The following is a 15622-nucleotide window of genomic DNA, read 5'->3' as shown; positions in this document are numbered from 1 at the left end:
AAAAAAACGGCGAGCCCTGAGGCCCGCCGATTCCTGCTGTCCTGCATCCGAGGCTGCCGGCAAAGGCAGCCACCGGTCTTACTTCTTCAGGTCGTAGCGATCCAGTTCCATCACCTTGACCCAGGCCGCCACGAAGTCCTTGACGAACTTTTCCTTGGCATCGGCACTGGCATAGACTTCGGCCAGGGCGCGCAGCACGGCGTTGGAGCCGAACACCAGGTCGACGCGGCTACCGGTCCACTTGACGGCACCACTGGCGCGGTCGCGGCCTTCGAACTCTTCCTGCGCCGGCGAGGTGGACTTCCATTCGGTGCCCATGTCCAGCAGGTTGACGAAGAAGTCGTTGGTGAGCACACCCACACGGCTGGTAAACACGCCCTTGGTGCTGCCGCCGACATTGTTGCCCAGCACGCGCAGGCCACCGACCAGGACCGTCATTTCCGGCGCGGTCAGGGTGAGCTGTTGTGCCTTGTCGATCAGCATGTCTTCGCCACGCACGGCATAACGCTGCTTCTGGAAGTTGCGGAAGCCATCGATGACCGGCTCCAGCGGCTCGAAGGAAGCAACGTCGGTCTGTTCCTGCGAGGCATCCACGCGACCGCCATGGAAAGGCACGCTCACGGCCACGCCGGCGTCCTGCGCGGCCTTCTCGACGGCGGCGCTGCCGGCCAGCACGATCAGGTCGGCCAGCGAGACCTTCTTGCCACCCTGGTTGAAGGCAGACTGGATGCCTTCCAGCGTGGACAGCACCTTGGCCAGCTGGGCCGGCTGGTTGGCCGCCCAATCCTTCTGCGGGGCCAGGCGGATGCGGGCACCGTTGGCGCCACCGCGCTTGTCGCCGCCACGGAAGGTGGACGCCGACGCCCAGGCGGTCGAGACCAGTTCGGACACCGTCAGTCCCGAGGCCAGTACCTGGGCCTTGAGCGCGCTGATGTCAGCGGCCTGCAGCGCCGGTGCATCGGCCTTGGGCAGCGGGTCCTGCCAGATCAGCTCTTCGGCCGGCACTTCGGGGCCGAGATAGCGCGAACGCGGTCCCAGGTCGCGGTGGGTCAGCTTGAACCAGGCGCGGGAGAAGACCTCGGCGAACTGGTCGGGATTTTCCAGGAAGCGGCGCGAAATCTTTTCGTAGGCCGGATCGACGCGCAACGACAGGTCGGTGGTCAGCATGGTGGGACGCAGCGGCGCCCCGCCATGGGCGTGCGGGATCACGGCGTCGGCACCCTTGGCCACCCATTGGTGGGCGCCGGCCGGGCTCTTGGTCAGTTCCCATTCGTAGTTGAACAGGTTCTCGAAGAAGTAGTTGCTCCACTGCGCCGGAGTCTGGGTCCAGGTCACCTCCAGACCGGAACTGATGGTATCGCCTGCGGCACCGCTGCCGAAGCTGCTCTTCCAGCCCAGGCCCTGGCTTTCCAGGTCGCCGCCTTCGGGTTCGCGGCCGACATGCTTGGCATCGCCGGCACCGTGGGTCTTGCCGAAGGTATGGCCGCCGGCGATCAGGGCAACGGTCTCTTCGTCATCCATGGCCATGCGGGCGAAGGTTTCGCGGATGTCCTGGGCGGCGGCCAGCGGGTCGGGATTGCCTTCCGGGCCTTCCGGATTGACGTAGATCAGGCCCATCTGCACCGCGGCCAGCGGGTTTTCCAGATTGCGTCCGGCCGGCGCGGTACGCGCCTGTTCCTGGCCGTGACGGTCGGCGTCGGCGGTGATTTCGCCGTGAGCGGCACCGGCCTTGCCCTTGCCGTAGCGATCATCGCCGCCCAGCCAGGTGGTTTCAGTACCCCAGTAGACGTCCAGGTCCGGTTCCCACACGTCTTCGCGGCCACCGGCGAAACCGAAGGTCTTGAAGCCCATGGTTTCCAGCGCCACGTTGCCGGTCAGGATCAGCAGGTCGGCCCAGGAGATCTTGTTGCCGTACTTTTGCTTGACCGGCCACAGCAGGCGACGGGCCTTGTCCAGGTTGACGTTGTCAGGCCAGCTGTTGAGCGGGGCGAAGCGTTGCTGGCCGCGACCGGCGCCGCCACGGCCATCGCCGATGCGGTAGGTGCCGGCGCTGTGCCAGGCCATGCGGATGAACAATGGGCCATAGTGACCGAAGTCGGCCGGCCACCAGGGCTGGGAATCGGTCATGACCTTGGCCAGATCGGCCTTGACGGCGGCCAGGTCCAGGCTCTTGAAGGCTTCTGCGTAGTTGAAATCCTCACCCATGGGGTTGGATTTGGAAGAATGCTGGGCCAGCAGGTCCAGACGGAGCTGCTTGGGCCACCAGTCGCGGTTGCTGGTGCCGCCGCCGGCGGTGTGGTTAAAGGGGCACTTGGCTTCATTCGACATTGCGTTCTCTCCTGTTGATCGACCCGATGGTCATGACATCCGGACCGGGAAACGGACCTCTCTGGCCCCACCCCGCACGGCTGGGTGAAGCGTCTCGGTAATGCGTACCCGGCTGGCTGCGTTCTGCTACGGCGCGAGGGCGACGTACTGCGGGGCCAGCCCGGGCTTGTCCCGGTCATGCTTGCGAAGAACCATTAATGTAATTCATCAAAAACAATCTGTTGATTGTCTTTTTGTATAACGTCGGTCAATAAATCCAATCCCAAGGCTTCAGAATTTGTGGCTCATCAGTGTAGCCAATGACAGGCATTCCTGCTCGGCCTGCCGCCCCGGCGCCGCTGTGAGGAAATGCGAATATTGATCCTGCCGGCTGTCCTTTGGGGCGGATCTTCCCGGCTCTTCCCTTTTCTTCGCATCTCCCCGCTGCGCGGGAAAATACGAGTCTCCCCATGATTCAGGTCAACCGTTCCCGAGGTGAATCGTTCTTGGAACGCTGCCCGCCTCCCGGGTGGCCCTCATTTCCTCCACATTACAAAAACCATCATGACGGAAGCCACCGAAAACCTGGAACACGCCGAGCACGCCCATGCCTCCGGCAACAAGAAGCTGGCCTTGCTCATCGCCATCCTGGCGCTGGTGCTGGCCATTACCGAAACCCTGTCCAAGTCCTACCAGACCGAGGTCATCCTGAAGCATCAGGAGGCGGCCAACCTGTGGTCCTTCTTCCAGGCCAAGTCGGTGCGTGGCAATGCGGCGCAGTTGGCCAAGCAGCAACTGGCGCTGCTGGGCAACCCCAAGGATGAGCGCGTAAATGCAGCCATCGCCAAGCTGGACGACGCCATCGCCCACTATGACAGCGACGAGAAGACCGGTGAAGGCAAGAAGGAGTTGGCGCACAAGGCGCGCGAGGCGGAGCACGAGGCGCATGCCTACATGGAAAAGTACGAGAAGATGGAAATGGCCGCCGGCATGCTGCAGGTCGCCATTGTGCTGGCCTCGGCCACCATCATTACCGGCGTGGCGGTGCTGGCCTATCTCTCGATGGGCATCGGCGTGGTCGCGCTGGCCTTCGTGGGTGCGGGCCTGTTCGGCACGGTGATCTGAGCGCAACCTCCGCACACCCCACGCAAACGCCGGCCCCGCGCCGGCGTTTTTGCATCGGCGCCACGGGGGTACGCGGCAGGTGCGGCTTCCCAGTCGGTAACAAGAAAACCGTAGTCCACAACAATTCCCGCCCGCGCCGCTGCGGCATACTGCCAGCCTTCGTCAACCTGCCGTGGCCTGTCCACGCCTGAACCATGCGTTCCAATCCTATTCTGCGGGGCATACTCTTCGGCGCGCTGGCCGGGGCCGCCTGGGGCCTGGTCTTCCTGGCCCCGGAACTGACCCGCGCCTTCTCGCCCTGGCAACTGACCGCCGGTCGCTACCTGGCCTATGGCCTGTTCGCCGCCATACTGATCGCGCCGCGCCTGCGCCAACTGCTGCCGCACCTGGGCCGCGCCGAATGGCGGGCGCTGGTGTGGCTGAGCCTCTTGGGCAATGTGGTGTATTACGTGTTCCTGGCCAGTGCGGTGCAACTGGGCGGCATGGCCATGACCTCGCTGGTGATCGGCTTCCTGCCGGTGGCGGTGAGCATCATCGGTAGCCGTGGCCAGGGAGCGGTCCCCTTGCGCAAGCTGGCACCGTCACTGGCGCTGGGGCTGGCCGGGATCGCCTGTGTGGCGTGGCAGTCGCTGGGTAGTGGCACCGTTGGTGCCAACGGCGGTGGATTCGGGGATGGCGTGATCGGGTTCTTCTGCGCGCTGGCTGCGCTGGTGTCGTGGACCACCTACGCGGTCGGCAACAGCCGCTGGCTGGGACGCCTGCAGGCGATCTCGGCGCATGACTGGAACCTGCTGATCGGCGTGGTTACGGGATTGCTGTCACTGTTCGTAGCGGTGCCGGCCTTCACGGTCATGCTGCAGCCGCATCCGCAAGGTGAATGGTGGCACTTCATCGCTGTGTCGGCGGGGGTGGCGATCTTCGCCTCGCTGTTCGGCAATGCCTGCTGGAACAAGGCCAGCCGGCTGCTGCCGCTGACCATGATCGGCCAGATGATCCTCTTCGAGACCCTGTTCGCCCTGCTCTACGGCTTCCTGTGGGAACAGCGCTGGCCGACCCTGCTGGAGATCGCGGCCATGGTGCTGGTGACCGTGAGCGTACTGCTGTGTGTCTCGGCGCACCGGGTCGATGAGGGGGGCGGGCACTGAGGGCTGACGCCGTGCAGTTCACCCGGCTGCGGCAGCGATATCGGCCTGTGCGGCCAGCTTCTTCAACACATGGGCGGCCGCCACCAGGCCGAAGGTAGCGGTCACCACCATGGCCGAGCCAAAGCCGGCGCAATTGAGGCCAGTAACGCCGGCTTGCGTGCTATCGGCGACATCCTCGCCGACATCCATGTCTTCGGCCGGAGCGACCTCGCAAACCTCACCCTCGGCCAACTCGGGAAAGCGCAGGGGTTCGGTGGAGAACACGGCATCGATGTGGAACTTGTTCTTGGTCCCGCGCGGGAAGCCGTGCTGCGAGCGCAGGCGCTTGCGTACCTTGGCCAGCAGCGGTTCCTGCTCGGTACGGCACAGATCGCGGATCTCGATCTGCGTCGGATCGATCTGACCACCGGCACTGCCGATGGTGACCATGGACATGCCGTTCTTGCGGCACCAGGCGATCATGGCGACCTTGGCCGGGACGTTGTCGATGGCATCGATGACGTAGTCGAAACGGCCACCACCCAACATCTGCTCCACATTCTCGGGATCGACGAAATCCTCGACCTCGGTCACCACGCAGGTCGGATTGATCTGGCGGATGCGCTCATGCAGCGCCGTCACCTTGGCCTGGCCCAGGGTCGTGGTCAGGGCATGGATCTGGCGGTTGACGTTGGATTCGGCCAGGTTGTCCAGGTCGATCAGGGTCAGGTGGCCGATCGCACTACGCGCCAGCGCCTCGACGATCCACGATCCCACGCCCCCTACCCCGACCACGCACACCCGCGCCCGGCCAAAGCGTTGCAAGGCAGCGGCGCCATACAGGCGCGCCACGCCGCCGAAGCGGCGTTCATAGTCGATATCGTGCAGGTCGGTGGATGTGCTCATGATCAGAAAAACGTCATTCGGTGATGCAATGGGGTGAAGTAAAGCATTATCCCGGCTTTACGGGATTCTCATGAAAAAGGGCCGCAGCGCGAACGCTGCGGCCCTCATTGGCGGTGGCGCGGGATCAGACCACGGCGCCGCCGTTCTCGTCCTTGACCTTGACCGGCTTGATCAGGTCTTCGCGCTTGACGCCCAGCCACATGGCCAGGGCGGCGGCAACGAACACCGACGAATAGATACCGAACAGGATGCCGATGGTCAGCGCCAGCGCGAAATAGTGCAGCGTGGGACCACCGAAAAAGAACATCGCCAGCACCATCATTTCGGTACTGCCGTGGGTGATGACGGTACGCGACATGGTGCTGGTGATGGCGTGGTTCAGCACTTCCGGCGCGGACAGCTTGCCGAAGCGGCGATCACGGAAGGCCTCGCGCACCCGATCGAAGACCACCACCGATTCGTTGACCGAGTAACCCAGCACGGCCAGCACGGCAGCCAGCACGGTGAGCGAGAATTCCCACTGGAAGAAGGCGAAGAAGCCCAGGATGATGACGATGTCGTGCAGGTTGGCGATCACCGCCGCCACCGCGAACTTCCACTCGAAGCGGAAGGCCAGGTAGATCACGATGCCCAGCACCACCATGCCCAGCGCCAGCAGACCGTCATGGGCCAGTTCGTCACCTACCTGCGGGCCGACGAATTCCACCCGTTGCAGGCGCACGTCCGGATCTTCGGCCCGCAGCGCCGCATTGACCTTCTCGCTCTGCTGGCTGGCATTGACGCCAGCCTGCGCGGGCAGGCGGATCATCACGTCCTGGGCAGTGCCGAAGCTTTGCACCAGGGTATCGCGATAACCCAGTCCTTCGATGGACTTACGGATCTTTTCCAGGTCGGCCGGCTTGTTGTAGGCCACTTCCATGACCGTGCCGCCGGTGAATTCGATGGAGAAGTGCAATCCCTTGGAGAACAGGAAGAACACCGCGGCCACGAAGGTCAGTGCCGAGATCGCATTGAAGATCAGGGCATGACGCATGAAGGGAATGTCTTTTTTGATGCGGAAAAATTCCATCACTATCCTTTCGGTGCCGGCCCCACACGGATGGTGGCGGCCGGCTCAAATCTGGCTGTGCTGCGATATCTGGAGAGCGCCCTTACTTGGCGTCGCGCTTGGCGTCACGCTTGGCCGAGGCCTTGCCGGAGGTGGACAGCACCTCGCCCTGCGGCTTCCAGATCTGGCCGATGGCCAGGCTGGAGAGACGCTTCTTGCGGCCATACCAGAGGTTGACCACGCCGCGCGAGAAGAACACGGCCGAGAACATCGAGGTCAGGATGCCCAGGCAGTGCACCACGGCGAAGCCGCGAATGGCGCCGGAACCGAAGATCAGCAGCGCCAGGCCGGCGATCAGGGTGGTCACGTTGGAGTCCAGGATGGTCGCCCAGGCACGGTCGAAACCGGCGGCGATGGCGGCCTGCGGCGAATTGCCGGCGCGCAGCTCTTCACGGATGCGTTCGTTGATCAGCACGTTGGAGTCGATCGCCATGCCCAGTGCCAGCGCGATAGCCGCAATACCCGGCAGGGTCAGCGTCACCTGCAGCGTGGACAGCAGCGCCACCAGCAGCAGCACATTCACCGACAGCGCCAGGGCACTGAAGAAGCCGAACAGCTGGTAGTAGATCACCATGAAGACGGCCATCGCCAGGAAGCCGTAGAGCACCGAGTCGAAGCCCTTCTTGATGTTGTCGGCACCCAGTTGCGGGCCGATGGTGCGTTCCTCGATGATGTCCATCGGTGCGGCCAGGGAACCGGCGCGCAGCAGCAGGGCCAGGTCGCTGGCGGCTTCGGGCGAACCCATGCCGGTGATCTGGAAGCGCGAACCCAGTTCGGAACGGATGGTGGCCACGGTCAGGACTTCGCCCTTGCCCTTTTCGAACAGGACGATGGCCATGGCCTTGCCGACCTTGTCGCGGGTGGCTTCGCGCATCTTGCGCCCGCCATCGCCGTTGAGGTCAATGCTGACTGCCGGCTGGTGGTTTTCATCGAAGCTGGCCGAGGCGTTGGAGATGTAGTCGCCGGTCAGTACCGGTTCCTTGTTCAGGACCACCGGGGCACCCTTGCCGACCTTGAACAGTTCGGAGCCGAAGGGGATGGCCGAGGTCTCTTCGGTACCGCGCACCACACTCTCGTCGACCATGCGCACTTCCAGGGTGGCGGTACGGCCGATGATGTCCTTGGCGCGCGAGACGTCCTGCACGCCCGGCAGCTCGACCACGATGCGGTCAGCGCCCTGGCGCTGGATCAGTGGTTCGGCCACGCCCAGCTCGTTGACGCGCTTGGACAGGGTGCTGATGTTCTGCTTGACGCCATCTTCCTGGGTCTGCTTGATCGCTTCCGGACGCAGGGTGCCGACCAGCTTGAGGTCATCGCCCGAACCGGCGTCGGTGAGCAGCATTTCCTGCAGCTCGCCCAGGGCGGCGCGGGCCTTGCTGCGGGTATCGGCATCGCGGAAGGAAATCTCGATGCTGTCGCCGACGCGGTTGATGCCGCTGTGGCGGATGTTCTTGTCACGCAGCAGGCCGCGCACGCTGGCCTGCAGGCCTTGCAGACGCTTGTTGACGATGGCCTTGACATCGACCTGCATCAGGAAGTGCACGCCGCCGCGCAAGTCCAGGCCCAGATACATCGGGAAGGCATGCAGGCTCTGCAGCCACTGCGGGGTGTTGGGCAGCAGGTTGAAGGCGACGATGTAGGTCGGGTCAGTGGGGTCGGTATTGAGTTCCTTTTCCAGCAGGGCCTTGGCCTTGAACTGGATGTCGGTGGTGGCGAAACGCGCGCGCACCGAAGGCTGCGAACCGCCGTTGTCGAACGCCACACTCTCCGCGCCGAGATTGCCTTGTTTCAGGATCTGATCGACCCGGCCGGCCACGGCAGGCTCGACCTTCAGGGTGGACTTGGCGCTGCTGATCTGCACGGCCGGGGATTCGCCGAAGAAGTTCGGGACGGTATAGATCACGCCGAACAGCAGGGCCAGGACGATCAGTGCGTATTTCCAGAGAGAGTAACGATTCATGGTCTTGTGCTTCTTGCTTGCGGGAGAGAGCGGCAGGGACCTGCCGCCCTGTTCAGGACCGGGGGAAAGATGTCCGGGGTCCTAACAAGATGGGCGCATCAGCGATGCGCCCATGGGTTCGCCGGCACTGCGGCCGGCCGAACCGGTGAGGCCTGTGAGCCCTTACAGGCCCTTGATGGTGCCCTTGGGCAGCAGGGTGGTGACGGCGCCCTTCTGCACGACGACTTCGGTGCCTTCAGCCACTTCGATGGTGATGTAGCCATCGGCGACCTTGGTGATGCGGCCCAGCATGCCACCGGAGGTGACCACTTCGTCGCCCTTGCCCAGTGCGTCCATCATGGCTTTCTGTTCTTTCTGACGCTTCATCTGCGGGCGGATCATCAGGAAGTACAACACCACGAACATCAGGATGATCGGCAGGAAGCTGGCCAGGTTGCCCATCGCGCCACCAGGGGCTGCTGCGGCCGTTTGCGCGTATGCGTCGGAAATAAACACGTAAGGCTCCAAAGGTTGATTGAAAAATAGCCCTGCATTCTAGCACTGCACCAGCGCTATTGACGCCAAATCGGGACGTCTTGCCGCAGATCAAGGGGGAATTGGCTATTTTCGTAGCCGGCGCCGGCCATGGGCGCGCAGCAGGAGCCGGCGTGGCCGGGCGGGGTCAGGTCGGGGTCAGGGCGGGTCAGTCCGGGGCTCAGTACACCACCAGCACCGAGCGGTCGCGCTGATCCACCAGCAGCAGCGCGCGTCCATCCGGACTGCCGGCCGCCACCCCGCCGCAGGTATTGGTGACGGCGGCGCTGCCGTTGATGATCTGCACCACCACGTTGCAGCGCGTCGGCACCACAGCCGAGACCGACAGGCGCGCGGTGGTGGCGGCCTGCAACTGCTGCCGGGACCAGCCGCACAACACCAGGGCCAGGATCAGCAGCATGCCGCTCCAGCGCAACAGGTGTGGCCGGGCCAGGATACGAGAGGGGGAAACGTTCATCGCGCAGGCTCCTTGTCTTGAGAGGGGATGGGTCACTGCATTTTTTGAATGTAGACCCATTTTAAATAATTTTATCGATTAAATCAATTAAATTAATTTGGCAAGACAAAATACCAATACCGCCCATCTTCCCCGCCAGCGCCTGCAATGGCCGGCCGGCGTGCCTTCTCCTGCAGATTTCAGGCCTGCCGGGGCGGCAAACCCATGCATTCCCCCGGCGTTTTTTGACCACAGCTCATCGCTTAAAAGGGAACAAATAAAGCAATTTCCACAATTTATAATCTTATTCGTTATAATTGATTCCAATATCCTGGAGCAGGGTCCGGGTAATCCCCCCCTTCCAGCAACCACCGGAGCCACAAGACCATGGAGAACCTGTCGTGAGACCAGAGGCCGCACGATCCTCGACGCCGCCCGACGGCCGCCTGCTGTTGCTGCTGTCGGAAGCCTGCTTTGCCGGGCTGGCGGTGTTCGCGCTGTGGCAGACCGATCTGCCGGCCTGGCTCACCCTGGGGCTGCTGGCGCTGTGGGCGGTACGGGCCCTGGTGCTGTTGCGCTTCATGCGCGAAAACCGGCGCGCTGCCCGCAATCTGGTGCTGGCCAAGGAGGCTGCCGACCAAGCCATGCTCACGCGCGGCGCCTTCCTGTCCACCATGAGCCATGAAATCCGCACCCCCATGAATGCCGTGCTGGGCATGGCCGGGCTGTTGCGCACCACGCGCCTGGATACCCAGCAGACCGAGTTCGCCAAGGCCATCGAGGATTCGGCCAACGCCTTGCTGGGCATCGTCAACGACGTACTCGATTTTTCCAAGATCGATGTCGGCAAGATGGACATCGCGGTGGTCGAATTCGACCTGCTGGAAGTGGTGGAAGCCAGCGCCGAGGCGCTCTCCTTCAAGGCCCGCGAAAAGCAGGTGCGCCTGCTGACCCACGTGGATGCGCGTCTGCCGCCCCGGTTGCTGGGCGACCCCGGGCGCATCCGCCAGATCCTGCTGAACCTGCTGGGCAATGCGCTCAAGTTCACCCACGTGGGCGAGGTGCTGCTGCGGGTGCAGGCCCTGCATGTGGCAGGCGACCATTGCCGGCTGCGTTTCGAGGTACGCGACAGCGGCATCGGTATGGATGAGGAGACGATGCGGCGCCTGTTCTCGCCGTTTTCACAGGCCGACAGTTCGGTGACGCGGCAATATGGCGGCACCGGCCTGGGACTGTCGATCTGCAAGCGCCTGGTGGAATTGATGGGCGGCAGCATCGGAGTCGACAGCAGCCCCGGGGCCGGCTCTTGCTTCTGGTTCGAACTGGGTATCCCGGTAGCGGCCGGCGCCGGTCTGTCGGCCCGAACACCAGCGAACGGAAAACGACAGGTGGCCCTGATCGAAACCCATGATGCCAGTGCCGCCATGTTGCATGAATACCTGCGCGGTGCCGGTCTGGAAACGGTGCGCTACGGCAGCGCCAGCGATGCCCTGGCCGCCCTCACCGGACCGCTGGCCGCCACCTCCGGCATCGATGCGGTGATCGTCAGTTCCGAGGTGCGCGATCTTGCCGCCACGGAAGTGTTGACCCGCCTGCGTACGCAACGGCCGGACCTGAGCTGCGTGCTGCTTGACCATGGCGTACATGGCCTTAATATAGACGGATCGGCAAGCTCGACCGTGCTGCAGTTGCCGCTGCGCAAGCAGCAGTTGCTGCGCGCGGTGGATGGGGCGAAGCAAGGCGAGGGCGGCCGCGAGCGACAGCTCGAAGCGTCGGCACCGCCGGTGCGCCCGCCCGGGCTGCGCGGACTGCGGGAGGCACAGGGCCTGCTGCTGGTGGAAGACAATGTGATGAACCAGAAGGTGGCGGTGTACCAGCTCAATGCCATGGGCTACACGGTCGATATCGCCTCCAATGGTGCGGAGGCGCTGCAAAAGCTGGCCACGCGCAACTATGCGCTGATCCTGATGGATTGCCAGATGCCGGTGCTCGATGGCTATGAAACCACGCGTCGCATCCGGCGCATGCAGGGCGAGCTGGTGCATACACCGATCGTCGCGATGACCGCCAATGCCATGGCCGGTGACCGCGAACAATGCCTGGAGGCGGGTATGGACGACTATCTGACCAAGCCCTTGCTGCGCTCGCAACTGGCGGCGATGCTGGAGCATTACCTGCCAGTGGCGGCAGAACCCGCCGCCGAGGCGCCGCAGCCGGTCATCGACGAGGCCCGCCTGCAGGAACTGTTCGGCGAGGATACGGGGCTGGCGGCCGACATGCTGGACATGTTCATCGAACATACCGGCCCGGTGATGGAAGACCTGGCGCGCCACTGCGAAGCCGCCGATCCCTTGCTGGGCGAAGTCCAGGCGCTGGGGCATCGCCTCGCCGGCAGCTGCCTGAACCTGGGCATCCAGGCGCTGGGCCAGCTGGGACGACAAATGGAAATCGCTGCCCGCCAGGGGGAACTGGCGCAGGTACGCACACTGGCCGGCCAATGCGCCACCGCATTCAGGGCCCTGCGTGAACACATACAACAGAGGGGCCGGGGGAGCACATGAAAATCCTGATCGTCGATGACGACAAGACCAATCTTTCACTTTTCACGCACATGCTGGCGCAACTGCCCGATACCAGCATCAGCACCTGTCCCGACGCCTATGAGGCACTGGACTGGTGCGGCTCGCACGATCCGGACCTGATCCTGCTGGACTACATGATGCCGGGCATGGATGGCCTGGATTTCCTGTCGCGTTTTCGCGCCATGCCGGGCCAGGAGATGACGCCGGTCATCATGATCACCGCCGACATGGGCCTGCAGGTACGCCACCAGGCGCTGCAGATGACGGCCAACGATTTCCTCTCCAAGCCGGTGAACCGGGTGGAACTGCTGGCGCGGGTCAAGAACATGCTGGCCATGCGCAAGTCGCAGCTGGCCATGAGCCAGAAGATCGAACACCTGGCCGAGGAGGTGGAGCAGAAGTCGCAGCAGACCAACTCCCTGGCACTCAATTCCATGGACCTGCTGGCGCGCGCGGCCGGCTATCGCGACCCCGAGACCGGCGAGCACCTGCTGCGCATGTCCAACTACACCCGCATCATCGCCGCGCAACTGGGCCTGCCCAAGGAAGAACAGGACCTGCTGCTCAACGCCGCGCCGATGCACGACATCGGCAAGATGGGCATCCCCGACCATATCCTGCTCAAACCCGGGCGCCTGGACGAAGCAGAACTGAAGGTCATGCGCCTGCATGCCCAGATCGGCGCCGACATCCTGCGCGGCAGCCCTTCCCCGCTGCTGCAGACGGCCTCGCAGATCGCCCAGACCCACCATGAGAAATGGGATGGCAGCGGCTATCCCAAGGGCCTGGCGGGCGAAGACATCCCGCTCTACGGGCGCATCGTCGCCGTGGCCGACGTATTCGACGCGCTGACCTCCTCGCGCCCCTACAAGCAAGGCTGGAACCTGGAAGACGCCTCGCGCTATCTGCGCGACAATGCCGGTTCGCACTTCGACCCGCGCTGCGTGGACGCCTTCTTCGCCGGCTGGGACGATGTACTCGATATCTACAACCGCTTCCAGGATGGCAAATGATGCTGACCTTCATTGAACCGACCCTGTTCGAGAAGCTCAGGAGCGCCCAGGCCCTGCCCTCGCCGGGCGGGGTGCGCCTGACCATCATGCGCCTGTGCGCGCAGGATGACCCCGACATGGCCGAACTGATCCACCTGGTCCAGTCCGATCCGGCGCTGTCGGGGCGCATCATCCGCATCGTCAACGTGCTCAATGCGCACCGGGTGCGGCCGATCGCCTCGGTGAGCATGGACAGCATGCTGCTGGTGGGCCTGCAGGCGGTGCGCCAGCTGGCGCTGGCGCTGTCGCTGGCCGAAACCACGGCACCGGCCTCCTGCGTCAACTTCAAGCTGCCGGCATTCTGGGCCCACAGCTTCGCCATGGCCTGCAGTGCCCAGGCCATCAGCGGCCATACCCGGGTGGCACCGCTGGGCGAGATGTTTACCACCGGCCTGCTGGCCAACATCGGCCGGCTGACCCTGGCCTCGGCCCATCCGGCCGGCTATTCCTCGCTGCTCACACGACCGTTGGAGCCCTCGGCCCAACTGGCCATGGAACAGTCGCTGTTCGGCTTCAACCACCTCAACATCGCCGCCGCCCTGATGCAGGACTGGAAGATCCCGGAACTGTTCTGCGATGCCGTCCTGCACTACGAGTCGCCCAGCCTGCCCGAGGTACTGCCGGCGCCGCGGCCGCTGGAGATCGTGTGGACCCTGGCGCTGTCCTCGGCCATGGCCGAACTGGGCTGCGGCGCGCCGGCGGCGACCGAGGCAGCGCTGCGCAAGGTCGCCACGGCGCTGCCACAACTGCAGCTGGCACCGCACGATTTCCTTGAGCTGTACCAGCAGGCCGGCGAAGACTGGCAGGACTGGACGCAGACCATGCACATCGCCGGCAAGTCGCTCTGGCAGGGCCTGCCGGCCCAGGTCCACGATCGGCTCCTGCGCCTGCAACAAACCGGCAGCGACGACGATGCTGCAGCTTGAACAACTGCTGCTCAGCGAGGCACCGGACGCCTATGTCCTGATGGACATGCAAGGCCAGGTGATCTACTGGAACCGCTGCGCCGAACAGATCTTCGGCTATGCGGCGCGGGAAGTGCTGGGCCAGCATCTATCAGACTTCATCGTGCCGCCCGAACGGCGGCAGGAAGAAGACCGTGTCTTCGCCGATACCATCAGCCTGGGACGGGCCGAATGCCAGTCCATCCGTCGCCGCAAGGATGGTTCGCTGCTGCATCTGTCGGTGTCCAACAAGCTGTTGCGCGACGAGCACGGGCATCCGCAATACGTGCTCTCCTGCAAACGCGACATCAGCCAGGCCACGGTCCTGCGCGACATCAGCCTGATCGCCGCCAGCGTGCATGGGCTCTACGATTCGCTGCCGGACGGCATCATCGTGGTCAATGCGCTGGATCGCATCGTACTGGCCAATCGCCGGGCCGGTGAACTGTTCGACTGGGAAGTGGGCGAGCTCACGGGATGCGCCATGGATGCCCTCATTCCGCAGCGCTTCCTGGCCATGCATGCGCGCAATCTGGCCACCTACCTGACCCAGACGGCGCCCCTGGCCAGCAATCCCACGCCCGACCTGTGTGGCCTCAAGCGCGATGGCAGCGAGTTTCCGGTGGATGTCAGTCTCAGTCCGCTGGTGGTGGAAGGCGAGACCTTCCTGCTCATCGCGGTGCGCGACATCAGCGACCGCAAGCGCATCGAAGAAGACCTGGCCGAAAAGAACCGCGCCCTGCAGGAGGCGGTGGAATCGCGCAACCGCTTCCTGGCCAATACCTCGCATGAACTGCGCACGCCGCTCAATGCGATCCTGGGCTTCACCGATATCCTGCTCACCCGCATCGCTGGCCCGCTGACCCCGGAGCAGGAACAGCAGCTGCAGACCGTGCACGAGAGTGCCGAACACCTGCTGGGCCTGATCACCAGCCTGCTGGATGTGTCGCGCATGGAAGCCGAGGACGCCGACCTGATTCCCGAGGCCCTGCTCTGTTCGCAGCTGATCGACCAGACCGTGGCGGTACTGCGGCCGGCGGCCGCGAAGAAGGGATTGCTGCTGGAAGTGCTGCCCTGTCCGGCCGAAACCGTGATCCACGCCAACCGTCGCGCGCTGGGCCAGATCCTGCTCAACCTGGTGGGTAACGCCATCAAGTTCACCGAGCGCGGGCAGGTGCAGGTACTCCTGCGCCAGTGCTCGCAGGGCGGCCATCTCACCACCTGCATCGACGTCCAGGACAGCGGCTGCGGCATCAGCGAGCAGGATCAGCAGAAGCTGTTCCGCGCCTTTACCCAGCTCGACGCCTCGGCCTCACGCAAGCACGCGGGCATGGGCCAGGGCCTGTACCTGAGCCAGAAGCTGGCGCACCTGATGGGCGGTGCCATCAGCGTACAGAGCCAGGTCGGCCAGGGTAGTCGCTTCACACTGTGCCTGGAGCAGAAAACCGCCGGAAACTGAGGCGCAGCGGGGATGGCATGGTTGAAGACGGGCTCGGGATATGAAGAACCGTTCCAAAACCTTGCACGATTGCGCCAGACCTGTT

The 15622-nt window shown here is 64.1% G+C and carries 12 protein-coding genes; 6 read left to right on the top strand and 6 right to left on the bottom strand.

The features are described 5' to 3' along the window. Positions 1–78 precede the first annotated feature (78 nt). Positions 79–2328 carry a catalase/peroxidase HPI gene (gene katG, locus VE092_RS20530; RefSeq protein WP_324879814.1) on the bottom strand — a complete coding sequence of 750 codons (2250 nt, stop codon included), beginning with the start codon at positions 2326–2328 and terminating at the stop codon, positions 79–81. 543 nt (positions 2329–2871) lie between these two features. Here katG and VE092_RS20525 point away from each other — a divergent pair. Beyond that, positions 2872–3432 (top strand): DUF4337 domain-containing protein, encoded by a 561-nt coding sequence (locus tag VE092_RS20525; protein WP_324879813.1) that lies wholly within the window; start codon positions 2872–2874, stop codon positions 3430–3432. Between the two features lie 194 nt (positions 3433–3626). Further along, positions 3627–4577, top strand: a complete 951-nt coding sequence (locus VE092_RS20520; RefSeq protein WP_324879812.1) for a DMT family transporter — start codon at positions 3627–3629, stop codon at positions 4575–4577. 18 nt (positions 4578–4595) lie between these two features. Here the strand turns inward: VE092_RS20520 and tcdA are convergent, their stop codons facing one another. From tcdA to VE092_RS20495, 5 genes are all read right to left on the bottom strand, one after another. Further along, the gene (tcdA, locus tag VE092_RS20515) at positions 4596–5462 is read right to left on the bottom strand and encodes a tRNA cyclic N6-threonylcarbamoyladenosine(37) synthase TcdA (protein WP_324879811.1); all 867 of its coding nucleotides are present in this window, start codon (positions 5460–5462) and stop codon (positions 4596–4598) included. A gap of 124 nt (positions 5463–5586) precedes the next feature. Continuing rightward, entirely contained in the window at positions 5587–6531 is a 945-nt protein-coding gene (gene secF / locus VE092_RS20510; protein WP_324879810.1) for a protein translocase subunit SecF, read from the bottom strand. An 82-nt stretch (positions 6532–6613) separates the two neighbouring features. Beyond that, positions 6614–8530, bottom strand: a complete 1917-nt coding sequence (secD, locus tag VE092_RS20505; protein ID WP_324879809.1) for a protein translocase subunit SecD — start codon at positions 8528–8530, stop codon at positions 6614–6616. 162 nt (positions 8531–8692) lie between these two features. Further along, the gene (yajC, locus tag VE092_RS20500; protein ID WP_006464756.1) at positions 8693–8971 is read right to left on the bottom strand and encodes a preprotein translocase subunit YajC; all 279 of its coding nucleotides are present in this window, start codon (positions 8969–8971) and stop codon (positions 8693–8695) included. Between the two features lie 253 nt (positions 8972–9224). Further along, positions 9225–9521 (bottom strand): hypothetical protein, encoded by a 297-nt coding sequence (locus VE092_RS20495; protein WP_324879808.1) that lies wholly within the window; start codon positions 9519–9521, stop codon positions 9225–9227. 380 nt (positions 9522–9901) lie between these two features. On the opposite strand from VE092_RS20495, the gene VE092_RS20490 reads away from it, so the two are divergent. Genes VE092_RS20490 through VE092_RS20475 form a run of 4 tightly spaced genes read left to right on the top strand, consistent with a single transcriptional unit; the run spans position 9902 to position 15537 of the window. Beyond that, on the top strand, positions 9902–12061 hold the full coding sequence (locus tag VE092_RS20490) for an ATP-binding protein (RefSeq protein ID WP_324879807.1): 2160 nt from the start codon (positions 9902–9904) through the stop codon (positions 12059–12061). Further along, complete coding sequence (locus VE092_RS20485; protein WP_324879806.1) at positions 12058–13095, top strand: HD domain-containing phosphohydrolase; 1038 nt, start codon at positions 12058–12060, stop codon at positions 13093–13095. The genes VE092_RS20490 and VE092_RS20485 overlap by 4 nt, the downstream gene beginning before the upstream one ends. Then, positions 13092–14060: an HDOD domain-containing protein gene (locus VE092_RS20480; protein WP_324879805.1), complete on the top strand. Its 969-nt coding sequence runs from the start codon at positions 13092–13094 to the stop codon at positions 14058–14060. The genes VE092_RS20485 and VE092_RS20480 overlap by 4 nt, the downstream gene beginning before the upstream one ends. Further along, a complete protein-coding gene (locus VE092_RS20475; RefSeq protein ID WP_324879804.1) occupies positions 14047–15537 on the top strand; it encodes a PAS domain S-box protein in 1491 nt (496 codons plus the stop codon). The genes VE092_RS20480 and VE092_RS20475 overlap by 14 nt, the downstream gene beginning before the upstream one ends. Positions 15538–15622 lie beyond the last annotated feature (85 nt).

The sequence above is a fragment of the Herbaspirillum sp. genome (assembly GCF_035644555.1).
GTDB lineage: Bacteria > Pseudomonadota > Gammaproteobacteria > Burkholderiales > Burkholderiaceae_D > Herbaspirillum.
This window is presented reverse-complemented; position numbering and strand designations above follow the sequence as displayed.

Coding starts and splice junctions, on each gene's coding strand:
- VE092_RS20475 (WP_324879804.1), top strand. CDS start 14,047: ATGCTGCAGCTTGAACAACTGCTGCTCAGCGAGGCACCGGACGCCTAT.
- VE092_RS20495 (WP_324879808.1), bottom strand. CDS start 9,521: ATGAACGTTTCCCCCTCTCGTATCCTGGCCCGGCCACACCTGTTGCGC.
- VE092_RS20520 (WP_324879812.1), top strand. CDS start 3,627: ATGCGTTCCAATCCTATTCTGCGGGGCATACTCTTCGGCGCGCTGGCC.
- VE092_RS20525 (WP_324879813.1), top strand. CDS start 2,872: ATGACGGAAGCCACCGAAAACCTGGAACACGCCGAGCACGCCCATGCC.
- VE092_RS20485 (WP_324879806.1), top strand. CDS start 12,058: ATGAAAATCCTGATCGTCGATGACGACAAGACCAATCTTTCACTTTTC.
- secD (WP_324879809.1), bottom strand. CDS start 8,530: ATGAATCGTTACTCTCTCTGGAAATACGCACTGATCGTCCTGGCCCTG.
- yajC (WP_006464756.1), bottom strand. CDS start 8,971: ATGGGCAACCTGGCCAGCTTCCTGCCGATCATCCTGATGTTCGTGGTG.
- VE092_RS20480 (WP_324879805.1), top strand. CDS start 13,092: ATGATGCTGACCTTCATTGAACCGACCCTGTTCGAGAAGCTCAGGAGC.
- katG (WP_324879814.1), bottom strand. CDS start 2,328: ATGTCGAATGAAGCCAAGTGCCCCTTTAACCACACCGCCGGCGGCGGC.
- tcdA (WP_324879811.1), bottom strand. CDS start 5,462: ATGAGCACATCCACCGACCTGCACGATATCGACTATGAACGCCGCTTC.
- secF (WP_324879810.1), bottom strand. CDS start 6,531: ATGGAATTTTTCCGCATCAAAAAAGACATTCCCTTCATGCGTCATGCC.